This window comes from Phreatobacter sp. (genome assembly GCF_052440005.1).
GTDB lineage: Bacteria > Pseudomonadota > Alphaproteobacteria > Rhizobiales > Phreatobacteraceae > Phreatobacter.
The window spans coordinates 1-22,552 of the sequence record NZ_JBQVQL010000041.1 but is presented as its reverse complement, the minus strand read 5'-3'; the positions used below and the strand labels follow the sequence as shown (position 1 = coordinate 22,552).

General features: G+C 68.5%; 17 protein-coding genes and 2 pseudogenes. 8 read left to right on the top strand and 11 right to left on the bottom strand.

Annotated elements, in window-relative coordinates; genetic code table 11:
• Window positions 1-18 precede the first annotated feature (18 nt).
• Both ACT6XY_RS11860 and ACT6XY_RS11855 read right to left on the bottom strand, forming a co-directional pair.
• Entirely contained in the window at window positions 19-876 is an 858-nt protein-coding gene (locus ACT6XY_RS11860) for a MaoC/PaaZ C-terminal domain-containing protein (RefSeq protein WP_444748528.1), read from the bottom strand.
• Between the two features lie 133 nt (window positions 877-1,009).
• Complete coding sequence (locus ACT6XY_RS11855; RefSeq protein ID WP_444748527.1) at window positions 1,010-2,149, bottom strand: acyl-CoA dehydrogenase family protein; 1,140 nt, start codon at window positions 2,147-2,149, stop codon at window positions 1,010-1,012.
• A gap of 172 nt (window positions 2,150-2,321) precedes the next feature.
• Between ACT6XY_RS11855 and ACT6XY_RS11850 the strand changes: the two genes are divergently transcribed.
• The 3 genes from ACT6XY_RS11850 to ACT6XY_RS11840 all read left to right on the top strand — a co-directional run bounded on the left by ACT6XY_RS11850 (window position 2,322) and on the right by ACT6XY_RS11840 (window position 6,041).
• Window positions 2,322-3,242 (top strand): SDR family oxidoreductase, encoded by a 921-nt coding sequence (locus ACT6XY_RS11850; protein ID WP_444748526.1) that lies wholly within the window; start codon window positions 2,322-2,324, stop codon window positions 3,240-3,242.
• A gap of 129 nt (window positions 3,243-3,371) precedes the next feature.
• A complete protein-coding gene (locus tag ACT6XY_RS11845) occupies window positions 3,372-4,832 on the top strand; it encodes a hydroxymethylglutaryl-CoA synthase family protein (RefSeq protein ID WP_444748525.1) in 1,461 nt (486 codons plus the stop codon).
• Window positions 4,833-4,835: 3 nt separating this feature from the next.
• Entirely contained in the window at window positions 4,836-6,041 is a 1,206-nt protein-coding gene (locus tag ACT6XY_RS11840) for an acetyl-CoA acetyltransferase (RefSeq protein ID WP_444748524.1), read from the top strand.
• A gap of 369 nt (window positions 6,042-6,410) precedes the next feature.
• Here ACT6XY_RS11840 and hutU read toward each other — a convergent pair whose 3' ends face one another.
• The 3 genes from hutU to hutI form a co-directional block, all read right to left on the bottom strand.
• Window positions 6,411-8,084: a urocanate hydratase gene (gene hutU, locus ACT6XY_RS11835; protein WP_444748523.1), complete on the bottom strand. Its 1,674-nt coding sequence runs from the start codon at window positions 8,082-8,084 to the stop codon at window positions 6,411-6,413.
• Between the two features lie 199 nt (window positions 8,085-8,283).
• A complete protein-coding gene (hutH, locus tag ACT6XY_RS11830) occupies window positions 8,284-9,819 on the bottom strand; it encodes a histidine ammonia-lyase (RefSeq protein ID WP_444748522.1) in 1,536 nt (511 codons plus the stop codon).
• Window positions 9,819-11,024 carry an imidazolonepropionase gene (gene hutI, locus ACT6XY_RS11825; RefSeq protein WP_444748521.1) on the bottom strand — a complete coding sequence of 402 codons (1,206 nt, stop codon included), beginning with the start codon at window positions 11,022-11,024 and terminating at the stop codon, window positions 9,819-9,821. The genes hutH and hutI overlap by 1 nt, the downstream gene beginning before the upstream one ends.
• 70 nt (window positions 11,025-11,094) lie before the next feature.
• Between hutI and ACT6XY_RS11820 the strand changes: the two genes are divergently transcribed.
• The gene (locus tag ACT6XY_RS11820) at window positions 11,095-12,456 is read left to right on the top strand and encodes a formimidoylglutamate deiminase (protein WP_444748520.1); all 1,362 of its coding nucleotides are present in this window, start codon (window positions 11,095-11,097) and stop codon (window positions 12,454-12,456) included.
• Between the two features lie 220 nt (window positions 12,457-12,676).
• On the opposite strand, the pseudogene uraD reads toward ACT6XY_RS11820, so the two are convergent.
• Window positions 12,677-13,174 (bottom strand): annotated as a pseudogene (gene uraD / locus ACT6XY_RS11815) (2-oxo-4-hydroxy-4-carboxy-5-ureidoimidazoline decarboxylase); the annotation flags it as partial.
• 46 nt (window positions 13,175-13,220) lie between these two features.
• Window positions 13,221-13,748 carry an SH3 domain-containing protein gene (locus ACT6XY_RS11810; RefSeq protein WP_444748519.1) on the bottom strand — a complete coding sequence of 176 codons (528 nt, stop codon included), beginning with the start codon at window positions 13,746-13,748 and terminating at the stop codon, window positions 13,221-13,223.
• A gap of 229 nt (window positions 13,749-13,977) precedes the next feature.
• On the opposite strand from ACT6XY_RS11810, the gene ACT6XY_RS11805 reads away from it, so the two are divergent.
• A complete protein-coding gene (locus tag ACT6XY_RS11805) occupies window positions 13,978-14,976 on the top strand; it encodes a 2-hydroxyacid dehydrogenase (RefSeq protein WP_444748518.1) in 999 nt (332 codons plus the stop codon).
• Between the two features lie 17 nt (window positions 14,977-14,993).
• Window positions 14,994-16,217 (top strand): hypothetical protein, encoded by a 1,224-nt coding sequence (locus tag ACT6XY_RS11800; protein WP_444748517.1) that lies wholly within the window; start codon window positions 14,994-14,996, stop codon window positions 16,215-16,217.
• Here ACT6XY_RS11800 and ACT6XY_RS11795 read toward each other — a convergent pair.
• Genes ACT6XY_RS11795 through ACT6XY_RS11785 form a run of 3 tightly spaced genes read right to left on the bottom strand, consistent with a single transcriptional unit; the run spans window position 16,207 to window position 18,133 of the window.
• Window positions 16,207-16,998 (bottom strand): HesA/MoeB/ThiF family protein, encoded by a 792-nt coding sequence (locus ACT6XY_RS11795; RefSeq protein WP_444748516.1) that lies wholly within the window; start codon window positions 16,996-16,998, stop codon window positions 16,207-16,209. The genes ACT6XY_RS11800 and ACT6XY_RS11795 overlap by 11 nt on opposite strands.
• Window positions 16,998-17,588, bottom strand: coding sequence for a thiamine pyrophosphate-dependent enzyme (locus tag ACT6XY_RS11790; RefSeq protein WP_444748515.1), 591 nt, complete (start codon window positions 17,586-17,588; stop codon window positions 16,998-17,000). The genes ACT6XY_RS11795 and ACT6XY_RS11790 overlap by 1 nt, the downstream gene beginning before the upstream one ends.
• Complete coding sequence (locus ACT6XY_RS11785) at window positions 17,585-18,133, bottom strand: phosphonopyruvate decarboxylase (protein WP_444748514.1); 549 nt, start codon at window positions 18,131-18,133, stop codon at window positions 17,585-17,587. Before ACT6XY_RS11785 ends, ACT6XY_RS11790 begins: the two co-directional genes overlap by 4 nt.
• 73 nt (window positions 18,134-18,206) lie before the next feature.
• Between ACT6XY_RS11785 and ACT6XY_RS11780 the strand changes: the two genes are divergently transcribed.
• Window positions 18,207-19,133, top strand: coding sequence for an NAD(P)-dependent oxidoreductase (locus ACT6XY_RS11780; protein WP_444748513.1), 927 nt, complete (start codon window positions 18,207-18,209; stop codon window positions 19,131-19,133).
• Between the two features lie 194 nt (window positions 19,134-19,327).
• Here ACT6XY_RS11780 and ACT6XY_RS11775 read toward each other — a convergent pair whose 3' ends face one another.
• Window positions 19,328-20,944, bottom strand: a complete 1,617-nt coding sequence (locus tag ACT6XY_RS11775) for an ABC transporter substrate-binding protein (protein WP_444748512.1) — start codon at window positions 20,942-20,944, stop codon at window positions 19,328-19,330.
• A 193-nt stretch (window positions 20,945-21,137) separates the two neighbouring features.
• Between ACT6XY_RS11775 and ACT6XY_RS11770 the strand changes: the two are divergent.
• Window positions 21,138-22,552, top strand: a pseudogene (locus ACT6XY_RS11770) (double-strand break repair protein AddB); the annotation flags it as partial.

Below are 22,552 nucleotides of genomic sequence, written 5' to 3'. Positions count from 1 at the left end.
CGCCGCGGCGCGCCGGGATCAGGCGATCCCGGCGAGGCCGTTGGTCAGAACGACGACGTCGCGCTCGACCACCCGGGCGCGGAACGAGATCACCCCGCCGTCGCGCCAGATTTCGGTGCGGATGGTCTCGCCCGGCAGGACCGGGGCGGAGAAGCGCACGTCGAGGCGCCGCAGCCGTGCAGGGTCGTTGCCGCAGCAGGCCTTGAGGATGGCGCGGCCGGCCACCGCATAGGTGCACAGGCCGTGGAGGATCGGCCGCTCGAAGCCGGCGCCGCGGGCGACGTCCGGATCGGCATGGAGCGGATTGTAATCGCCTGAGAGGCGGTAGATCAGCGCCGCCTGCGGCAGGGTCTTCAGGTCGACGGCCTCGTCGGGCGCGCGGTCGGGAAGCGGATGGGGCTCGGGCGTCGGCCCGGAAGGACCGCCGAAGCCGCCCTCGCCACGGATGAAGGTGGTGGAGGTGAGCGTCGCCAGGAGGTCGCCCGAGGCCTTGTCGATCACGTCGCGCTCGGAGAAGAGCAGCGCGCCCTTGCCCGGGCCCTTGTCGACGATCTCGGTGACGCGGGAGCGGCCGATCACCGTGCCGGTGGCGGGCAGCGGCTTGTGGATGACGAGACCCTGCTCGCCATGCAGGACCTTGCGCCAGTCGACCCCGGTGTTCGGGTCCTTGAGCCAGAAGCCGGGATAGCCGAGCACAACGGCCAGGGTGGGCAGGGCCTTCAGGCCGTCCTCGTAGACGAAGGGAAGCTCGCTGCGGTCCACCGGATCGGCGCCGCAGCCGACACCGAGGGCGTAGAGGATGGTGTCCCTGGCCTCGTAGCGGTGCTCAAGGTCGGGGAAATGCCAGTTCTTCAGCTTGTCGTAGTCGATGGGCATTGGGGGTGTCCGTTGGAGCCTGACCCGTCATGCCCGGGCTTGTCCCGGGCATCCACGAATTCTCATCGGCGCCGCGTTCAAGTCGTGTATGCCCGGGACACGCCCGGGCATGACGACCAGCGACGCGCCCTTGTCACAGGGACCGCGCGACGATCTCCTTCATGATCTCGGTGGTGCCGGCATAGATGCGCTGGATCCGGCTGTCGGCATAGGCGCGGGCGATGGGATATTCCCACATGAAGCCGTAGCCCCCGTGCAGTTGCAGGCAGGTGTCGACCACCCGGCCCTGGAGCTCGGTCAGCCACCACTTGGCCATGGCGGCGGTGGTCACGTCGAACTCGCCGCGCAGGAACTTGGAGATGCAGTCGTCGAGGAAGACACGGGCCACCGTCACCTCGGTCTTCACCTCGGCGAGCTTGAACCGCGTGTTCTGGAAATCGGCGATGGACTTGCCGAAGGCCTTGCGCTCGCGGGTGTAGTCGATCGTCCAGCGCAGCGCCGACTCCATCACCGCGACGGCGGAGATGGCGACCAGCAGGCGCTCGCGCGGCAGCTCGTTCATCATATAGGCGAAACCGCGCCCCTCCTCGCCGATGATGTTGGTCAGGGGCACGCGGACATTGTCGAAGAAGAGCTCGGAGGTGTCCTGCGCCTTGAGGCCGATCTTCTCGAGGTTGCGGCCCCGCTTGAAGCCCTCGCGGTCGGCCTCCACCAGGATGAGGCTGACGCCCTTGGCGCCCTCCTTCGGATCGGTCTTGGCGGCCACCAGAATGAAATCGGCGAGCTGGCCGTTGGTGATGAAGGTCTTCTGGCCGTTGACGACATAGTGGTTGCCGTCGCGGATCGCGGTGGTGCGGATGGCCTGGACGTCGGAGCCGGCCCCCGGCTCGGTCATGGCGAGCGCCCCGATGGCCTCGCCCGACGCCATCTTCGGCAGCCAGTGGCGCTTCAGGTCCTCGGAGGCGTTGTTGAGGATGTAGGGGGCGACGATGTCGGAGTGCAGGCGGAAGCCCGGGCCGGTGAAGACGTGGCCCATCATCTCCTCGATCATGATGGCGCTGGTGAGGAAGTCCGCGCCGCCGCCACCATAGGCCTCGGGAATATTGGTGAGCAGCATGCCGGCGGCACCCGCCTTCAGCCAGGCCTCGCGGTCGACGACGCCCTCCTTTTCCCAGCGGGCGTGGTGGGGGGCGATCTCCTCGGCGATGAAGCGGCGGCAGGCGTCGCGGAAGAGGTGGTGCTCCTCCTTGTAGTAGGCGGCGGTGGCGGTCATGGCGCGCATCTCCTGAACCGGACGCGGAGGCCCGGGCCCCGCAACGAGCCTCTATCCTAAGACAGGCGTTTCGGCGAATGAAACGGGATTTCGTTCAATTGACGATCGGACTATGGTTCGGCCACGTCCGCCATTCAGGCGGGAAGGACGGCTTGAGGATACGGGGATCGGCATGGCGGGCACGGGCGCTCTGGACGGCAAGGTCGTCATCGTGACGGGGGCCGGCCGCGGCATCGGTCGCGAGATCGCGCTGACGGCGGCGGCCGAGGGTGCCAAGGTGGTGGTCAACGATCTCGGCGGCGCCGCCGACGGCTCGGGCGCCAGCGCCGCACCGGCCGAGGAGGTCGCCGAGGAGATCCGAGCCAAGGGCGGCAAGGCGGTCGCAAACTTCGACAGCGTCGGGGAGCCGGCTTCCGCCAATGCCATCGTCAAGACGGCGGTGGACGCCTTCGGCGGCCTCGACGCGGTGATCAACAATGCCGGCATCCTGCGGGACGCCATCTTCCACAAGATGAGCGTCGCGGACTTCGAGCTGGTCATCAAGGTGCATCTGATGGGCACCTTTTACGTTTCTCACGCCGCCGCACGCATCTTCCGCGAACAGGCGAGCGGGGCCTTCGTCCACTTCACCTCGACCTCGGGCCTCATCGGCAATTACGGTCAGGCCAACTACGCCGCGGCGAAGCTCGGCATCGTCGGCCTGTCGAAGTCGATCGCGCTGGACATGGCCCGGTTCAACGTGCGGTCCAACTGCGTCTCGCCCTTCGCCTGGAGTCGGCTCATAGGCACCATCCCGACGGAGACGGAGGCGGAGAAGGCGCGCGTCGCCCGCATGCAGGCCATGGGGCCGGAGAAGATCGCGCCGCTCTCCGCCTTCCTCGCCTCCGACCGGGCGAAGGACGTTACCGGCCAGATCTTCGCCGTGCGCATGAACGAGATCTTCCTCATGGGCCAGTCGCGCCCGATCCGCTCCATCCATCGCGACGGGGGCTGGACCTGCGACAGCCTCGCCAGCCACGGCATGCCGGCGCTGAAGTCGTCCTTCTATCCGCTCGACCGCTCCGCCGACATCTTCTCGTGGGATCCGGTGTGAGCCAAGTTCGCTCCGAACGGTGGGCCGTCATGACCGGGCTCGTCCCGGCCATCCACGCCTTGAACACCGCGCGGGCATGACATTCGTGGATGCCGGGCACAAGGCCGGGCATGACGGAGAGGTTCCAGCATGACATTCGGGATCCTGAGTTTCGGCGCCTACATCCCGCGCCTGCGCCTGCAGCGAAAGGCGATCGCCGACGCCCACGGCTGGTTCAACGCCGCCCTCAAGGGCCAGGGGAAGGGCGAGCGCGCCATCGCCAACTGGGACGAGGACGCGGTGACCATGGCGGTGGAGGCGGCGCGCGACTGCCTGACGGGCCAGGACGCAACCCGCGTCGAGGCGGTGCAGATGGCCTCGACCACCTTCCCCTTCCTCGACCGGCTGAATTCCGGCGTGGTGGCGGAAGCCCTGAACCTCGGCCAGGAGCTCTCGACCAGCGACGCTGGCCAGACCCAGCGCGCCGCGACCTCCGCCCTGATGGCCGCGCTGCGCGGCGGCCCCGCGACCCTCGTCCTCGCGGCCGAGAAGCGCCCGGTGAAGGCGGCGAGCCCGCTGGAGATGACGGCGGGGGACGGTGCCGCCGCCCTCCTCGTCGGCGAGGGCAAGCCGGTGGCGACGCTTCTCGCATCCGCCACCCGCACCGCCGATTTCGTCGACCATTACCGGACGCCGGAATCGGAATTCGACTATCAGTGGGAGGAGCGCTGGATCCGCGATGCCGGCTACATGCCGCTGGTTCCCCCCGCCATCAAGGCCTGCCTCGCCAAGGCTGGCCTCGGCCCGGAGGCGGTGACGCGGTTCTGCATGCCGGCGGTCCTCGCCAAGGTCGCCAATTCCGTCGCCAAGGCGGCGGGCATCCCTGACGCGGCGGTGGCGGACAATCTCCACGCCGTCTGCGGCGAGACGGGCGCCGCCCATCCCCTCGTCATGCTGGTGGCGGCACTGGAGGAGGCGAAGCCCGGCGACAGGATCATGGTCGTCGGCTTCGGTCAGGGCGCCGACGTCCTGCTCTTCGAGGTGACCGGGGACATCGCTGCGCTGCCCGTCCGGCTCGGCGTGAAGGGCCATCTCGCCCGCCGCAAGGAGGAGGGGAACTATTCGAAGTTCCTCGCCTTCAACGACACGATCGAACTTGAGCGCGGCATGCGCGCCGAGGCCGACAAGCAGACCGCCCTCTCGGCGCTGTGGCGGAACCGGGCGACCGTGACGTCCTTCGTCGGCGGCAAGTGCACCCAGTGCGGCACGCTGCAGTTCCCGAAGACGCGGGTCTGCGTCAATCCGAACTGCACCGCCATCGACACGCAGGTGCCCGAGCCCTTCGCCGGCAAGACCGGCAAGATCAACTCCTACACCGCCGACCGCCTCACCTATTCGCCCGATCCGCCGGCCTGCTACGGCATGATCCAGTTCGAGGAGGGCGGCCGCTGGATGATGGACTTCACCGACGTGGACGAGAAGGACCTCGCCGTCGGCCATCCCATGCGGATGATGTTCCGGGTGAAGGACATCGACAGCCAGCGCGGCTTCCGCCGCTATTTCTGGAAGGCGGCGCCGGCCGCCGTGACCGAAACCTCTGGGAGGGCCTGAGCCATGGCCAAGGGCATTCGCGACAAGGTCGCCATTCTCGGCATGGGCTGCTCGAAGTTCGGCGAGCGCTGGGACATGAACGCCGAGGACCTGATGGTCGAGGCCTATACGGAGGCGCTCGGCGACGCCGGCATCGAGACCAAGCAGATCGACGCCGCCTGGCTCGGGACGGCCATCGAGGAGCAGCATGTCGGCAAGTCCGCCGTGCCGCTCGCGGTGGCGCTGCGCCTGCCCTACATCCCGGTGACGCGGGTGGAGAACTTCTGCGCCACCGGCACGGAGGCCTTCCGCGGCGCGGTCTATGCGGTGGCATCCGGCGCGGCCGACATCGCGCTCGCCCTCGGCGTCGAGAAGCTGAAGGATACCGGCTATGGCGGCCTGCCGCAGCGCGGCCGCGGCACCCTGCCGAACATGACCTGGCCAAATGCCTCGGCGCCCGGCTATTTCGCCCAGCTCGCCGCCGCCTATCGCGCCAAGCACGGCTCGGCGCCGGAGGACCTGAAGCGGGCCATGGCGCACGTCTCGGTGAAGAGCCACGACAATGGCGGCCGCAACGCCAAGGCGCATCTGCGGAACAAGATCACCATCGACACGGTGCTGAACTCGCCGATGATCGCCGAGCCGCTGGGGCTCTACGACTGCTGCGGCGTGTCGGACGGGGCGGCCTGCGCCATCGTGACGACGCCGGAGATTGCCCGCAGCCTCGGGAAGAGGGACCTCGTCTCGGTCAAGGCGCTGCAGGTCTCGGTGTCGAACGGCACCGAGGCCCAGCACAATTCCTGGGACGGCAGCTATTTCGCCACCACCCGGATCGCCGCCACCCGCGCCTACCAGGAGGCGGGGATCGAGAAGCCCCGCGACGAGATCAGCCTGATCGAGGTGCACGACTGCTTCTCGGTGACCGAGCTCGTCACCATGGAGGACCTGCACATCTCGGCCGAGGGCCGGGCGATCCACGACATCCTCGACGGCTTCTATGACGCCGACGGCACCATCCCCTGCCAGATCGACGGCGGCCTCAAGTGCTTCGGCCATCCGATCGGCGCCTCGGGCCTCCGGATGATCTACGAGATGTACCTGCAGATGCAGGGCCGGGCCGGCGAGCGGCAGCGCCAGGACATGCCGCGGCTGGGGCTGACCCACAATCTCGGCGGCTTCCCGCACCAGAACGTCTGCTCGATCTCCATCGTCGGGCGCTACGAGGGCTGAGCTGCAAGCACCGCCCTGATCGTCATGCCCGGGCTCGTCCCGGGCATCCACGAATTGGTTCAGGGCGATGCGTCTTCCAAAACCGTGGTCGGCTCCTCTTCGACCTGCGCCGTGGTCAAGTCGTGGATGCCCGGCACAAGGCCGGGCATGACGCGGTGAGGGCGGGCTAAACCTCCAAGTGCAGCTCTATCTCACTCCTCTCTCAGGTGGGGAGAGGTAGATCCGCCGCTGGGACCTCGCCAGTCCGTCACCCCCGGCGAGGCCGAAGGCCAAGGGAAGGGGGTCCAGGAATCAAGAGCGGAGCCGCACCCCCTGGATTCCATTCCCCTCGCTTTGCTCGGCCGGGAATGACAGGCGGGGCGAGACCCCTCACATCCCGATGCCCAGCGCCGGCAGCTTCAGCCCCTTCTCCCGGGCGCAGTCCACCGCGATGTCGTAGCCGGCATCGGCATGGCGCATGACGCCGGTGCCAGGGTCGTTCCACAACACCCGGCCGAGGCGCGCGGCAGCCTCGGGCGTGCCGTCGGCAACGATGACGACGCCGGAATGCTGGGAATAGCCCATGCCGACACCGGCGCCATGATGCAGCGACACCCAGGTCGCGCCCGAGGCGGTGTTGAGCAGGGCGTTGAGCAGCGGCCAGTCGGACACGGCGTCGGAGCCGTCCTTCATCGCCTCGGTCTCGCGGTTGGGGGAGGCGACCGAGCCGGAATCGAGATGGTCACGGCCGATGACGATGGGACCGATCTCGCCCTTCGCCACCATCTCGTTGAAGGCGACCCCCAGCCGGTGGCGGTCGCCGAGGCCGACCCAGCAGATGCGGGCGGGCAGGCCCTGGAACTGGATGCGCTCCTTGGCCATGTCGAGCCAGGTGTGGAGGTGGGGATCGTCGGGGATCAGCTCCTTCACCTTCGCGTCGGTCTTCGCGATATCCTCGGGATCGCCGGTGAGCGAGGCCCAGCGGAAGGGACCGATGCCGCGGCAGAAGAGCGGGCGGATATAGGCCGGGACGAAGCCGGGGAAATCGAAGGCGTCCGCCACACCCATGTCCTTCGCCATCTGGCGAATGTTGTTGCCGTAATCGAGCGTCGGCACGCCCATGCGGTGGAAGTCGAGCATGGCCTTCACGTGGGTCGCCATGGACTGCTTGGCGGCGGCCTCGACCGCTTTGGGGTCGCGCTCGCGCGCCTCCTCCCAGCGGGCAAGGCTCCATCCCGCCGGCAGGTAGCCGTTCAGCGGATCGTGGGCCGAGGTCTGGTCGGTGACGACATCAGGGCGGATGCCGCGGGCGACCATCTCGGGGAAGACCTCCGCGGCATTGCCGAGGAGGCCGACGGAGATGGGCTTGCCGGCCTTGTGCGAGCGCTCGACCATCTCCAGCGCCTCGTCAATGGTGCGGGCCTCGGCGTCGAGATAGCGCGTCTTCAGGCGCATCTCGATGCGGCTCGGCTGGCACTCCACCGCGATCATGGAGGCCCCGGCCATGGTGGCGGCGAGAGGCTGGGCGCCGCCCATGCCGCCGAGGCCGCCGGTGAGGATCCACTTGCCCCTGAGCGAACCGCCGAAATGCTGGCGCGCGACCTCCGCGAAGGTCTCGTAGGTGCCCTGAACGATGCCCTGGCTGCCGATATAGATCCAGGAGCCGGCCGTCATCTGGCCGTACATCATCAACCCGAGCTTATCGAGGTGGTGGAAGTGGTCCCAGGTCGCCCAGCCCGGGACGAGGTTGGAATTGGCCAGCAGCACCCGCGGCGCGTCCGTGTGGGTGCGGAAGATGCCGACCGGCTTGCCGGACTGGATGAGCAGCGTCTCGTCCGGCTCGAGGGAGCGCAGGGACGCGACGATGCGGTCGAAGCTCTCCCAGTCGCGGGCGGCGCGGCCGATGCCGCCATAGACGACGAGCTCGTTGGGGCGCTCGGCGACCTCCGGGTCGAGATTGTTCATCAGCATGCGGAGCGCCGCTTCCGCGCCCCAGGTCTTCGCCGTCATCTCGCGGCCGCGCGGCGCCCGGATGAGGCGCGAATTGTCGAGACGGGTGGTCATGGGCGGGCCTCCAGATGGGCAGCGGCTATCATGCGGTTGAGCACAGCCCCGGTCGTCGCGACGACGGTTTCCTCACAGGTCCAGGGCGGCGTCTCGGATCGGTGAGTCAGCGAGGAACGGGCCAGAGCGAGAGGTGAAGGGGAGCGGCGGCTGGTCGGGCACGAGACAAAGGCTGGTGACGGGTTGTTAGCCACCATCCTCACCCCTCCCCGAACAACCGCTCGACGACATGGCCAAAAGGCGTCGTCAGGCCGCCGGAGGCGACGAGCGCGGCGGCACGCGCCATCTCGGCCGAGAGCGGTCGGTCGCGGTCGAGCATGGGCGCGACGGCGCGGATCGCCGCATGGGCCTTCCCGAGCAGCGGGCTGGTGGCGAGCGGCGCGCGCATGTCGATGCCCTGCGCCGCCATCAGCGCCTCGATGCCGATGATGCGGCAGAGGTTCTCCGCCATGGGACCGAGGCGGCGCGCGCCGTGGGTCGCCATCGAGACATGATCCTCCTGGTTGGCGGAGGTGGGGATCGTGTCGGTGACCGCGGGCGCCGCCTTCTGGCGGTTCTCGGAGGCGAGCGCTGCGCTCGCCACCTCGGCGATCATGAAGCCGGAGTTCAGCCCCGGCTCCCGCACCAGGAAGGCCGGGAGCCCCGAGAGAACCGGGTCCACCAACATGGCGCAGCGACGCTGCGCGAGGTTGCCGACCTCGCAGGCCGCCAGCGCCAGCATGTCGGCGGCAAACGCCACCGGTTCGGCGTGGAAGTTGCCGCCCGACAGCACGTCGCCATTGTCGGCCATGACGAGGGGATTGTCGGTGACGCCATTGGCCTCGGCGAGCAGCATGGCTTGGGCCGAGCGGATGACGTCGAGGGCCGCGCCCATCACCTGCGGCTGGCAGCGGATGGAATAGGGGTCCTGGACGCGCGGATCATCGGCGAGGTGCGAGCGGCGGATGACGCTGCCTTCCATCAGGGCGCGCAGCACGGCGGCCACCGCGATCTGGCCGGGCTGGCCGCGCAGGGTGTGGATTCGTGCGTCGAAGGGGGTGTCGGAGCCGGCGATGGCGTCGGTGGAGAGCGCGCCGGTGACGAGGGCTGCGGCGAAGGCGTTCTCGATGAGGAAGAGCCCATGCAGCGCGAGGGCGGTGGAGACCTGCGTGCCATTGAGGAGGGCGAGCCCCTCCTTGGGGCCGAGCACCACGGGCTTGAGGCCCGCCTTTTCCAGCGCCTCGCCGCCGGACATCCGCGTACTGCGCCAGACCGCCTCGCCCTCGCCGATCAGCACCGCCGCCATGTGAGCGAGCGGGGCGAGGTCGCCGGAGGCGCCGACGGACCCCTGCGCCGGGATCACCGGCAGCACGCCCTCGCGCAGCATCGCCACCAGGAGGTCGACGGTCGCCGGCTGCACGCCGGAGGCGCCGTGGGCGAGGCTCGCCGCCTTCAGCGCCAGGACCAGCCGGACGATCGGCTCCTCCAGCGGCTCGCCCATGCCGGCCTGGTGGGAGCGGACGATGTTGACCTGCAGCTCCGCCAGCTTCTCGGCGGGAATGCGGACGCTGGCGAGCTTGCCGAAGCCGGTATTGACGCCATAGACCGCGTCGTTGCCGCGCGCCTTCGCCATCAGGAGGTCATGGCCCCGGGCGATGGCGCCGCGGGTGGCCGGATCGAGGGCGGGCGTGGCGCCGCCGGCGACCTGACGCCAGAGACCGAGGGCATTGCCCCCGGCGCGGATGAGACCGGACATCAGGCGCCTCTGTAGCGGGCGAAGAGCGGATTGAACCCGATCCTGTAGACGAGCTCGGCGAGGCGCTCCACCGACCAGAGGCAGAGATCGGCGCGCCGGCCCGGCTCCAGCACGCCGATGTCGTCGCGCCCCAGCGCCCTGGCCGCATTCCGGGTGAACCCGAGGAGGCATTCGGCCACGGTCAGGCGGAACAGGGTCGCGCCCATGTTCATGGCGAGGAGCGGCGAGGTCAGCGGCGAGGAGCCGGGATTGGAATCGGTGGCGAGCGCCATGGCCGTGCCGTGGCGGCGGAAGGCCTCGACGGGCGGCACCTTCGTCTCGCGGATGAAGTAGAAGGCGCCGGGCAGCAGCACCGCCACCGTGCCGGCCTTCGCCATGGCGGCGGCGCCCTCCTCGTCGGTGTATTCGAGGTGATCGGCGGAGAGGGCCCCGTGATCCGCCGCGAGCTTCGCCCCGTGGAGGTTGGTCAGCTGGTCGGCATGGAGCTTCACCGGCAATCCGTGCTTCTCGGCGGCGGCAAAGACGCGCGTCGTTTCCTCGGGCGAGAAGGCGATGCCCTCGCAGAAGGCGTCCACCGCGTCGGCGAGCCCGTGATGGGCGATGGCGGGGATCATCTTGTGGCAGACGAGGTCGAGATAGGCGGTCTTGTCGCCGTTCGCCTCGGGCGGAAGCGCGTGGGCGCCGAGGAAGGTGGTGACGACGCCGACGTCGCGCTTCTCCGCCAGCGAGCGGGCGACGCGGAGCTGCTTCTCCTCGGTGTCGAGGTCGAGGCCGTAGCCGGACTTGATCTCGACCGTGGTGACGCCCTCGGCGATCAGGGCGTCGAGCCGCGGCAGGCTCTCGTCGCAGAGGTCGCGGGGCTTCGCCGCGCGGGTCGCCTTGACGGTGGAGACGATGCCGCCGCCGGCGCGGGCGATCTCCTCGTAGCTCGCGCCCTTCAGGCGCAGCTCGAATTCGTGGGCGCGGTTGCCGGCATAGACGAGGTGCGTGTGGCAATCGATCAGGCCGGGCGTGATCCAGCGGCCCTCGCAGCGGATGGTCTCGACCGGATCGAGCCGCGGCGCGTCGGCCCGTGCGCCGACATAGACGATGCGCCCGCCCTCGGTCGCGACGAGGCCGTCCTCGATGAGGCCGAGGCCGTGATCCGCGCCGGTGCCGGCCATGGTGGCCAGCCGCGCGTCGCGAAAGAGACGGTCAACGCGCATGGGATTGTCTCGGCACGTCGTATTCCTCGCCCAACAGTGCTAGGCGAAAAACCGTAGCATGGAGACGGCGATGGACAAGCTCCATCTGGACAAGGCGCTCACCCCCGAGGGCTGGCGCGACGACATGACCCTGTCGGTCGGCCCGGACGGGCGAATCGCCGCGATCACCACCGGAGCCGCCCCGCCGGACGCGACGCGCATCCGCGGTATCGCCCTGCCTGGCCTGCCGAACCTCCATTCCCACGCCTTCCAGCGCGGCATGGCCGGCCTCGCCGAGGTGGCGGGCAGCTCGGAGGACTCCTTCTGGACCTGGCGCGACTGGATGTACCGCTTCGCCCTCGCCCTCGACCCGGAGGACGTCGAGGCCATCGCGGCGCTCGCCTATGTCGAGATGCTGGAGGCTGGCTTCACGACGGTCGGCGAGTTCCACTATCTGCATCACGGCGGCGACGGCCGGCCCTATGCGGACCCGGCCGAACTCGCCCGGCGCTGCATCGCGGCGGCGCAGGCGACGGGGCTCGGCATCACCATCCTGCCGGTCTTCTACGCCCATTCCGGCTTCGGCGGCCTGCCACCCGGCGATGGCCAGCGTCGTTTCATTTGCGACCTCGACCTGTTCGGCCGGGTGGCGGAAGGCGCGCGGACGGCGGCGGGGGCCTATGCCCGCGGCGGCTTCGGCATCGCGCCGCATTCGCTGCGGGCGGTGACCGAGGACGAATTGAGGGCACTGCTCGCGGCCTACCCGCAAGGTCCCGTCCATATCCACGTCTCCGAACAGGTGAAGGAGGTCGAGGACTGCCTCGCCGCCCACGGGACGCGGCCGATCGCCCTGCTCGGCGACTGGGCGGCGCTGTCGGAGCGCTGGTGCCTCATCCACGCCACCCATGCGGATCCTTTCGAGGTCCGGCAGATGGCGTCGGCCGGCGCCGTGGTCGGGCTCTGCCCGGTGACGGAGGCCAATCTTGGCGACGGGCTCTTCGCCGGGGTGGATTTCAAGGCGCAGGGCGGTCGATTCGGGGTCGGAACGGATTCGAACGTCGCCATCTCGGCGTCCGGCGAACTCGGCATGCTCGACTATGCGCAGCGCTTCGCGACGCGCCGCCGCACCGCGCTGGCCGATCGCGGCCGCTCGACGGGCCGCACGGTGCTGGAGGCGTGCCTTGCCGGCGGCACGCAGGCGCTCGGGCTCGGAACCGCCGGCATCGCAGTGGGTGCGCCGGCTGACGTGGTCGTGCTCGATGCCGGGCACATGGCCTTTGCCGGGCGCGGCGGTGACACGGTGCTCGATTCGTGGATCTTCGGGCCGTCCGGCGGCGCCGTCAGCGAGGTCTGGGTCTCGGGCCGGCGGGTGGTGGACGGCGGCCGGCACGTGGCTCGCTCCGCCGTCGAGGCGCGGGCGCGGGCGGTGCTGGAACGCGTGATCGGGGGGTGAGGGGCGAGAGCCCAACTGCGTGCTGCACGACGCAAGTGCGTCCTTCGAGGCTCGCCACCGGGCGATGCTGACGCTTCGCCGGGGCTCGCACCCCAGGATGATGAGGGTGGTGAATGGCACGGGGGGCTGGCGCTGCGCTCGCTCTGCAGGCCACCACGTCCTCACCCTGAGGTGAGCGAAGCGAGCCTCGAAGGACGCACTCCCGTTGTGAAACCCGCCGCTAGGGCAGCAGGTCCTTCAGCCGCAGCAGCGCGATGCGCTCGACCTGACGCAGGGCCTCGGCGAATTCGGCAGGCGCGTCGTTCTCCAGCCGGGAGACGAAAGCCTCCCGGATCTCGTCCTTCGTCCGGCCCCTGACGGCGATGATGAAGGGAAAGCCGAAGCGGGCCTGATAGGCCTCGTTCAGCCGCATGAACTCGGCCCGCTCCTCGTCGGTGAGCCGGTCGAGCCCGGCGGAGGCCTGTTCGCCGGTCGATTCGGCGGTGAGACGACCGGCGGCGGCGAGCCTTCCGGCAAGGTCCGGATGGGCGCGGATGAGGGCGAGCTTGGCCGCGTCGCCGGCGGCCCGCATCACCGCCACCATCGCCGCATGCAGCTCCCCCGCCGCGTCGTGCCTTGCGGTCAGGCCGCGGTCGTGGACGGCCTCGGCGATCCACGGCGAATGTTCGAAGACGCCGCCGAAACGGGCGACGAAGGCGGCGCGGTCGAGGCGGCTGGGGCGGTCGGCGTCGGTCATGGCGGACAGACTAGGACCGGACGCCCGCTCACTCCACCTTCTCGTTGGGGTAGACGCCCCAGAGGCGTGTCTGCTCGATCCAGCCGTCGAAGCCCTGGCCGGTGATGCGGCACCAGGTGCCGTTGCAGCTCCTGACCGTGCCCTGCACCTTGGGCTCCAGCCGCGCCACGATGCGGTCGCCGCCGGCACGGTTCATCAGCGGCACGAGTTCGCCGGGATTGCCGCGCGGCATGACGACGCCGGTGCGCCGTCCCGACAGCATGGAGTGGAAGACCCAGGTCTCGGTGCCGTCTTGGTCGCGGATGCGGCGCCAGTTGTCGAATTCGGCGGTGACCTCCACGGGGAGGCCGGCGCGCTGGTAGATCCAGATGACCTGGTGGTCGCGGGTCGGCCCCATGCGGGCGTTGACGCGCTCGGACTTGAGGCTGACGAAGCGGGGGACGGGAAGCCGGGTTTGCGAGCCCAGCGAGCCGGTGATCTCGGCGGCGGTCGCCGGCGCACCGGCGAGAACGGCGATTCCGGCGGCCAGGGCCGCACTCACGCGAAAAGCACTCATACGCAACCCACCGCCACCCGAATACGCGACTGACAGACGCCGGACCCTTCGAAAGACTGGTCGCGAGAGGGGGACCGACGGCTTTGTCTGGCGCGACCCTTCTGGTAGAGAGGTCGCGCCGGAAGCCAGTGTCGCCGTTCAGGGTTAAGACAGGCTTGATGGCCGGCCGGAATCAACCGGCCAAGTGGTCCGTTTCGGGGCGGGCCGCGCGAATTCCAGAGGTTGGGGCATGGCGAACCGCAAGAAGCCGCTCGTCGTCGTGACGAGGAAACTGCCGGACAGCATCGAGACGCGGATGCGCGAGCTCTTCGAGACGCGCCTCAACGTCGACGACGCGCCGATGAGCCAGGCGGATCTGGTCGCGGCGGTGAAGACGGCCGAGGTCCTGGTACCGACCGTCACCGACCGGATCGACGCCGCGCTGCTGTCGCAGGCCGGTCCGCAGCTGCGCCTCATCGCACAGTTCGGCAACGGCGTCGACAACATCGACGTCGCCACCGCCATCCAGCGCGGCATCACCGTGACCAACACGCCGGGCGTCCTCACCGAGGACACCGCGGACATGACCATGGCGCTGATCCTCGCCGTACCGCGCCGCCTCGCCGAGGGCCTCGAAGTGCTCGAGCACGGCGAATGGACCGGCTGGACGCCGACCTGGATGCTCGGCAAGCGCATCCACGGCAAGCGCCTCGGCATCGTCGGCATGGGCCGGATCGGCCAGGCGCTGGCCCGCCGCGCCGCCGCCTTCGGCATGCAGATTCACTATCACAACCGCCGCCGTCTGCCCGAGAAGCTCGAGCAGGCCCTGGACGCGACCTACTGGGAGAGCCTCGACCAGATGCTCGCCCGCATGGACATCGTCTCGGTGAACTGCCCGCATACCCCGGCGACCTACCACCTCCTGTCGGCGCGCCGGCTCAAGCTCCTCAAGAAGGAGGCCTTCGTCGTCAACACCGCCCGCGGCGAGATCATCGACGAGGTGGCTCTGACGCGGATGATCGAGGCGGGCGACCTCGCCGGCGCCGGTCTCGACGTGTTCGAGAGCGAGCCGGCGGTCAATCCGCGGCTGATCAAGCTCGCGAAAGCCGGCAAGGTGGTGCTCCTGCCGCACATGGGGTCGGCCACCATCGAGGGCCGCATCGACATGGGCGACAAGGTCATCGTGAACATCAAGGCCTTCATGGACGGCCACAAGCCGCCGGACCGCGTGCTCCCCTCGATGCTGTGAGGCGATAGGGTTCCGATATGGATTATATGAAGCACTTCATAGACCGCTTCGTATTCTTCCTGCGCTATGACAAACGTCTTCTTCTGAGTTTTTGCATAACACTCGCGCCCGCCGCTCTCGCATACTTTGTCGAGGGCGCGTCGCTGTTTGGCTGGTCATTGTCCGGAGTTGGGTTTATCTGGCTACTATACGAGTCTTACGTTTCTTACATTGCTCAACGGAAAGGTCACGCCGAAAAAATCAAGTTTCCGACGCATCTGTCCAGGCGGCTGCCCCCTCACGCCTTCTTGGTGAAATGTAACGACGGAGTGGCAATATCTTATTCATCGATCAACTCAAATCTTGATGCACTGCGCATATCTTTTTACACGATTGACGGCCATTATCAGATTCCTCAAAATATACGGGAGATATATGGGAATATATTCAATTATAAGAATATTCGCCCTGATACTACCAATGATGAGAAAGTACGTCTCTGTTCTGACATTGACAATGAACTGTCGACATCTCATCAGGATATCAGCCTAGCCATTCAGAAGACCGACTACTTTTCGAGCTACATCACGAACGAAGCCGGTAACTTGGCCGTACGGCGTGTTGATGGTTCAAGTCGCGCAAATGGAATCGACTACTACTATCGGGATGGGCGTATTCTTGCACTGTCTGAGAGCAGTGCTTCAAATCACATTGGCGTTTCGCTCCTCGTGGTGTCGAGTGACGGGTATCTCCTGTACCAGCTCCAAGGAGAACAAGAGCAAGGCAAGCAGATGTTTGGTCCGACCGCCAGCGGATCACTAGATTGGGCTGATGTCGAGAAAGCAGCCCTCGTTGGAGGAAATGACTTCTCCAGGCTAGTCCGCATTGGAATGCTGCGCGAGCTTACCGAAGAGACATCAGCGCTAGAGCTAGATCCCCAAGGCAAAATCAGACTCACGGGGTACTGTCGATACCTGACAAGAGGAGGAAAGCCAGAATTCTTTGGCTTCGCCCGTGTATCACAGCGTCATGATGAGGTGCGGATTGTACCTCGACGGGAGAGGAAAAAAGTTTCGCGAATTGAGACGTACAAAATTGACTGCAAGTCTAGAGTATCGTTTCTTCAGTCTCTTTCAGCATTCCATAAGCACATTAAGTCTCAGATGATTGAACATACCCTGTCATTAGAGACATCGGCGATCTTATTAGAACGCTACATTAGAGAACTATCGGATGATCGCTACCAGGAGATTATGTGCTAGACTCTGACTGTTTGTTTCCTCCGCTCAGCGGGTTCTCCGGGTCCCAGCGATAGCGCACCGTCTCGAAGCGCATGGCGCGGGTGTCGATCATCAGGAGGCGGCCGACGAGCCCTTCGCCGAAGCCGACGATCTCGCGCACGACCTCGAGGGCCATCATCGAGCCGACGATGCCGGTGAGCGCGCCGAGGATGCCCGCCTCCTGGCAGGAGGGGACGGTTCCCGGCGGCGGCGCGTCGGGGAAGAGGCAGCGATAGGTCGGGTTCGGCGTGCCGTCGGCCGCCTTCTCGTGCGGGCGGAGCGTCGTGAGCGTCGCATCGAAGGTGCCGACCGCCGCCGTCACCAGAGGCCGGCCCTCGTGGAAGCAGGCGTCGGAGACCGCATAGCGGGTGGCGAAATTGTCGGAACCATCGGCGACGATGTCGTAGCCGCGGACGAGGTCCCGGGCGTTCGCCGCCGTCAGCCGGGTGACGTGGGCGACGACCTCGACATGGGGGTTGAGCCGGCGGATGGCGCCCGCCGCGCTCTCGGTCTTGAGGACGTCGACGTCCTCGGTGCGGTGGATGACCTGCCGCTGCAGGTTCGACAGCGCCACGCCGTCGTCGTCGACGATGCCGATCGTCCCGACGCCGGCCGCGGCGAGATAGAGGAGGAGCGGGGCACCGAGGCCGCCGGCGCCGATCACCAGCACCCGCGCCGCCTTCAGCTTCTGCTGGCCGGGCCCGCCGACCTCGCGCAGGACGATATGGCGGGCGTAGCGCTCCAGTTCCTCGGACGAGAACATCAGTCGATCGAGAGCCCCAGGGACTGGCGCACGCGGGCGCGGACGGCGTGGCCGTCACGGGTCGGGAGAACCCGCTCGAGCTCCGCCTGTTCGATCCTGACCACAGCGACGCAGGGGCCGTTGCCCAGCGCGGTCGCCCGCGCAGCGAGCCCCTCGACGTCGCCCATGGCGTCGATGGCGCGGGCATCGGCGATGCCGGAGGCGCCGGCTATCGCGGCGAGGTTCGCGACGACGGAATGGCTGGCCTGTCCGCCGGTCTCGCCGTAGAGGCCGTTGTCGAGCACGACAACCGTCAGGTTCTTCGGTGCCTGCATGGCGATGGTGGCGAAGGAGCCCATGCCCATCAGCATCTCGCCGTCGCCCGTCACGGCGATGACGGGCGTGTCGGGACGGGCGAGGGCGATGCCGAGGGCCATGACGGCGCAGCCGCCCATGGCGCCCCAGAGATAGACGTTGCGGTCGTGGTCGCCTGCGGCGGCGACGTCATAGGTGGGCGATCCGAGGCCCGTGACGACGATGGCCTCGCCGCGGTCCTTCAGCAGGCGGGCGACGACGGCGCGGCGGTCGAGGCGGTTCACGGGCTTGCTCATTTCACGAAGACCTTGGCGCCGATGAGCTGCTGGGCGAGGAGCACGGCGACGGCGCTGCCGCCCTCATAGGCCATCCGGATGCCGGCGGCGGTGGCGGGGCCGACCTCCTCGGGCCTGTCGGCGCGCAGCACGTGCACCCCCATGAGGCGGAAGGCTTCGGGCGTGCCGGTGCCCATCGGCACCTGCCACGGATTGAACTCGCCCCATTCGCCGCGCATCGTCACGAAGGTGAGGAAGGGTCCGCCCATGTTGCGGACCAGCGACAGCATGTTGATGCAATTGCCGACGCCGGAGGACTGCATGAGCAGGCAGGCGCGATCGCCGCCGAGCCAGGCGCCGGAGACGAGGGCGACGCCCTCCTCTTCCGTCGTCAGCGGAATGGCGATCATCGCGGGATCGGCATGGACGGCGCGGATGAGCTCGGCGTGGCCGCCGTCCGGCACATAGGCGACCTGGCGGACGCGGGCCGCCTTCAGGGCGGAAAAGATGTCGCCCGGCCATCCGGCGGGCGAGGCATGCAAAGCTTGAGGGTGCAAGGCGTTCATCCGCTGGCTAGGCTCCGCGTCCTTCGCGAGGGGCGGACCATGACGCCGCTCCCGCAACGACACAAGACGGACAATGGGGAGGACAGGCATGACGGTCGGATTCATCGGACTGGGCAAGATGGGTCGGGGCATGGCCTCGAACCTGCAGACCAAGGGCTTTTCGCTCATGGTCCACGACGTGGTCGAGGCTCCGGTCGCGGCGCTCGAGGCGCTCGGCGCCAGGCGCGGCACGCCGGCCGAGATCGCCGCCGCCTGCGACATCGTCGTCACCGTGCTGCCGACCGGCAAGGAGGTGGGCGAGGTGATCCTGGCGCCCGGCGGCGTCCTCGACCATGCGAAGCCTGGCACGCTCATCCTCGACCTCTCGACGATCGACCCGGACACCACCGATCGCCTGCATGAGGAGGCCCGGCGCCGCGGCATGACCGCCGTCGACGCGCCCATCGGCCGCCTCGCCTGGCATGCCGACCGCGGCCAGAGCCTGTTCATGGTGGGGGCGGACGACGCCGACTACCAGCGCGTGCTGCCGCTCCTCAACGCCATGGGCACCACGATCCACCATTCCGGCGGACCCGGCGCCGGCACGCGGATGAAGCTCGTCAACAATTACCTCGCCATCATCCTCTGCCAGCTCAACGCCGAGGCCCTGTCGCTGTCACAGCGCTTCGGCCTCGACCTCGTGAAGACGCTGGACGTGCTCTACGGGACGACGGCAACCAACGGGCAGCTCAAGGTCAATTGGCCGAACAAGGTGCTGGCGGGCGACACCGAGCCCGGCTTCTCCATCGACCTCGCTCACAAGGACCTGACGCTGATCATCCAGGCGGCCAATGCGGCGCGGGTGCCGGTGCCGGTGGCTGCGGCGGCGCGGGAGGCCTTCTCCCAGGCGCGCGCCCGCGGCTATGGGCAGAACGACTTCTCCGCCATGGTGGACGTCGCCTGCGACATCTCGCAGATCGAGCGCGCCCGCCTGCCGAAGGGCTATACGCCGCCGGCGTGAGGGATCAGGCGGACGGATCACCGCCTGTCCCGGAATCCCTCACGAACCTGCTGACGTCATGCCCGGGCCCTGGCCCGGGCATTCCCGCATTCGTCTGCGTCTGCGGTGTTCAAGTCGTGGATGGCCGGGACACGCCCGGCCATGACGGATGGGGCGGTGCGGCGGGTCCGGCGGTCCCTGTCGCGTTCAGCTCCTCACCCCAGTGTCGTCAGGTCCTGGAACCAGTGCTGGGCCTGGGTGTAGCTCGACACCTTGGCGCTCGCGACGTGCGGGTTGGTGTCGTGCACCACCCAGACGAGGAGGGAATCGTCGACAACCTTCTCGTGGACGCGCGCCATCAGCGCGTTCTGCTCGGCTTCCGTGGTTGTGGCGAGGGCCTGGTCGATCAGCGCATCCACCTCCGGGTTCTTGTAGTGGCCCCAGTTGACGCCGATCGGGGCCACCTGGCCCGAATGGAAGAAGCGGATGAAGGCGTAGAGCGGATCCGAGGTGAGGTAGGCGACGTTGTTGGCGGTGATGCCGCGTAGCGACTCGTGCGCCGCGCCCTGGCGCCAGGCCTGATAGAGGGGCTCGAGCTCGACGACCTTGAAGTCGATCTCGATGAAGGCCTCCTTGAACATCTGCTGGCAGAGCTCGTTGATCGGCAGCGAGAGCATCTGCCCCGAGCCCGAGGAAGCGATGATGAATTGCGTCTTCAGCGGGTTCGACGCGGAATAGCCGGCCTCGCGCATCAGCTTGCGGGCCCCGTCGACGTCGTACTTGATCTCGAAGCCCGGCTTGCCGAACCAGGGGTTCGACCGGTCGACCTGTCCGTAGGCGGGCTTGGCGAGGCCGCCCATCAGCTCCACCACCGAGGCGCGGTCGATGGCGAGATTCGCCGCCTTGCGGGCGCGGACGTCCGTCCAGGGCGAGCCCGGCAGGGTGGAGAGGTGGTAGTTCCACACGTGCGGGGTGACGTTGTCGATGAGGCGGAAGCCGGCCTGCCGCAGCCGCGGCATGACGTCCGGGGCCGGCGTCTCGATGAAATCCACCGTGCCGGCGAGCAGGGCATTGGTGCGGGTGATGGTCTCGGGCAGGCAGGACAGGATGATGCGGTCGGCCTTGGCGAGCCGCGCCTTGTCCCAGTAGTCGGGATTGCGCACCAGTTCGGCGAATTCGCGCGGCTGCAGGCGGCCGAGGCGGAAGGGGCCGGTGCCGGAGGGCTGCAGCGCGAATTTCTGCCAGTCGCGGCCGACCTTCTCGAACTGCGCCGGGCTGGAGATCAGGAACCAGAGCATCTGGTAGGGGAAGAAGGAATCGACCGTCTTGGTGGTGATCTCCACCGCCATGGCGTCGACCTTGCGCCAGCTCGCCACGGAGGGCAGGCGGGCGCGGACCTGGGAGGACTGGCGCTGGTCGAAATGCGGCGCCTGCGGGTTGAGCACCTTCTCGAGGTTCCACACCACCGCGTCGGCGTCGAAGCTGGAGCCGTCGTGGAACTTGACGCCGTCGCGCAGCCGGAAGACCCACTTGGTCTTGTCGGCGGGGTCGGTCGCCCAGCTGGTGGCGAGGCCGGGGGCGAGCTTGCCCGGCCGGTCGGCGACGTTCATCTCCCAGGCGACGAGGGGATCGTAGAGCGTGTGACCGGTGAACTGGTAGCCGCCGGCGCCACGGTCCGGCTGGCCCGTCGTCTGCGGGATATCCGCCATGGAGATGCCGTAGCGGATCACTTTCTCCTGCGCCTGCGCCGCACCGTGCGGAAGCATGGCGAGGCCCGATGCGGCAGCGAGGCCCTTCATCAGGTCGCGGCGGTCGAGGCGATCGAGCGTCATGGCAGGTCTCCGGGCTGAAGGACCCGCAGAGGCTAGTTGCAGCGCAACATCTGTCGAGATGAAGTTGTGCGCTGCAACTGGACAGGGCTTGGGCAGGACTAATGGTATCAACAGCCATACAAATGGCAGCAGTGCCGTGTTTCTGTGCAGACACAACCTTGCCGCGGCCGGCGCGGCGGGGCACCACTGGCGGATGGCGATTCACCCCCGCGTCCTGACGATTCCCGCCTCGCGTCCGCACCTGCGCACGCTCGCGGAGGCGATCCTGGCCGGCCGGGTCGTGCCCGGCTGGCCGGACCATGCCGATCCCCTGTCGCTGGCGGCAGGCACGATCCTGCTGCCGAACCGGCGCGCCTGCCGGGCGATGCGCGACATCTTCGCCGAGCTGACGCCGGCCGGCGCCGTGCTCCTGCCGCGGATCACCCCCATCGGCGACGTCGACGAGGAGGAATGGGCCTTCGCCGACCCGATGCCCCTCGACGTGCTCGGTCTCGCCGCGATCGGCCCGGCCATGCCGGGGCTCGACCGGCGGCTGACCCTCGCCACCCTGGTCAGGCGCTGGGCGGAAAGCGTCGACCGCGCAGTGATGCGGCTGAAGGGCGACGACCCGCTCATCGTCTCCACCGCGACGGCTGACGCCCTGTCGCTCGCCGCCGACCTCATGCGGCTGATGGACCAGGTGGCGACCGAGCGGGTGCCCTGGTCGAACCTCGACGGGATCGTCGATTCAGGGCTGGACGAGTTCTGGCAGATCACACGCGCCTTCCTCGCCATCGCCCGCGACAACTGGCCGGCCCATCTCGCCGCGCTCGGCCAGGAGGAGCCGGCGATCCGGCGCGACCGCATCATCGCCGCCGAGACGATCCGCCTCGCGGCGACGCCAGGCCCGCTGGTGGCGGCGGGATCGACGGGCTCCATTCCCGCGACGCGCGACCTCCTGCGCATGGTGGCGCAGCATCCGCGCGGTGCCCTCATCCTGCCCGGCCTCGACACCGACCTCGACGCGGCATCTTGGGAAGCGATCGGCGGGACCCCGGGCGCTGCGGGCCATGCCCATCCGCAGTTCGGCCTGAAGCGCCTCATCGCCCATGTGGGCATCGACCGGGACGAGGTGGAGGCGCTGGCGCCGCCCGCTGCCTTTGGCCGGGAGGCGCTGGTCTCCGGCGCGATGCGGCCGGCGGCCACCACCGACCTCTGGGCAGACGCCAGGCTCGCCGTGCCCACGGAAGCGCTGGCGGATCTCACCGTGATCGAGGCGGCCAACGAGCGCGAGGAGGCGCTCGCCGTCGCGCTCGTCCTGCGCGAGGTGGCGGAGGATCCCGCCCGCGACGCCGCCCTGGTGACCCCGGACCGGGCATTGGCACGGCGCGTGGTGGCGGAACTCGCCCGCTGGAACGTGGCGGTGGACGATTCGGGCGGCCAGCCGCTCTCCGGCACCCCCGCGGCGACGGTGGCGCGGCTGTCGGCGGCGCTGGCACTCGGCGAGCCCGCGCCGCCCGACCTCCTGGCGCTTCTTGCCCATCCGGCGCTCGCCTGCGACGACCCCGCGGTGCGCGACGCGGCCATCGCCGCAATCGAGCTCCGGGCGCTCCGGGGCCTGAGGCCGAC

What these genes read in the sequence shown, in the direction of transcription:
- ACT6XY_RS11775 (WP_444748512.1), bottom strand. Translation starts at nt 20,944, where the DNA reads ATGACGCTCGATCGCCTCGACCGCCGCGACCTGATGAAGGGCCTCGCT.
- ACT6XY_RS11855 (WP_444748527.1), bottom strand. Translation starts at nt 2,149, where the DNA reads ATGACCGCCACCGCCGCCTACTACAAGGAGGAGCACCACCTCTTCCGC.
- ACT6XY_RS11805 (WP_444748518.1), top strand. Translation starts at nt 13,978, where the DNA reads ATGGCGAACCGCAAGAAGCCGCTCGTCGTCGTGACGAGGAAACTGCCG.
- ACT6XY_RS11795 (WP_444748516.1), bottom strand. Translation starts at nt 16,998, where the DNA reads ATGTTCTCGTCCGAGGAACTGGAGCGCTACGCCCGCCATATCGTCCTG.
- hutU (WP_444748523.1), bottom strand. Translation starts at nt 8,084, where the DNA reads ATGACCACCCGTCTCGACAATTCGCGCCTCATCCGGGCGCCGCGCGGC.
- ACT6XY_RS11785 (WP_444748514.1), bottom strand. Translation starts at nt 18,133, where the DNA reads ATGAACGCCTTGCACCCTCAAGCTTTGCATGCCTCGCCCGCCGGATGG.
- ACT6XY_RS11820 (WP_444748520.1), top strand. Translation starts at nt 11,095, where the DNA reads ATGGACAAGCTCCATCTGGACAAGGCGCTCACCCCCGAGGGCTGGCGC.
- hutH (WP_444748522.1), bottom strand. Translation starts at nt 9,819, where the DNA reads ATGTCCGGTCTCATCCGCGCCGGGGGCAATGCCCTCGGTCTCTGGCGT.
- ACT6XY_RS11840 (WP_444748524.1), top strand. Translation starts at nt 4,836, where the DNA reads ATGGCCAAGGGCATTCGCGACAAGGTCGCCATTCTCGGCATGGGCTGC.
- ACT6XY_RS11810 (WP_444748519.1), bottom strand. Translation starts at nt 13,748, where the DNA reads ATGAGTGCTTTTCGCGTGAGTGCGGCCCTGGCCGCCGGAATCGCCGTT.
- ACT6XY_RS11780 (WP_444748513.1), top strand. Translation starts at nt 18,207, where the DNA reads ATGGGGAGGACAGGCATGACGGTCGGATTCATCGGACTGGGCAAGATG.
- ACT6XY_RS11800 (WP_444748517.1), top strand. Translation starts at nt 14,994, where the DNA reads ATGGATTATATGAAGCACTTCATAGACCGCTTCGTATTCTTCCTGCGC.
- hutI (WP_444748521.1), bottom strand. Translation starts at nt 11,024, where the DNA reads ATGCGCGTTGACCGTCTCTTTCGCGACGCGCGGCTGGCCACCATGGCC.
- ACT6XY_RS11790 (WP_444748515.1), bottom strand. Translation starts at nt 17,588, where the DNA reads ATGAGCAAGCCCGTGAACCGCCTCGACCGCCGCGCCGTCGTCGCCCGC.
- ACT6XY_RS11860 (WP_444748528.1), bottom strand. Translation starts at nt 876, where the DNA reads ATGCCCATCGACTACGACAAGCTGAAGAACTGGCATTTCCCCGACCTT.
- ACT6XY_RS11845 (WP_444748525.1), top strand. Translation starts at nt 3,372, where the DNA reads ATGACATTCGGGATCCTGAGTTTCGGCGCCTACATCCCGCGCCTGCGC.
- ACT6XY_RS11850 (WP_444748526.1), top strand. Translation starts at nt 2,322, where the DNA reads ATGGCGGGCACGGGCGCTCTGGACGGCAAGGTCGTCATCGTGACGGGG.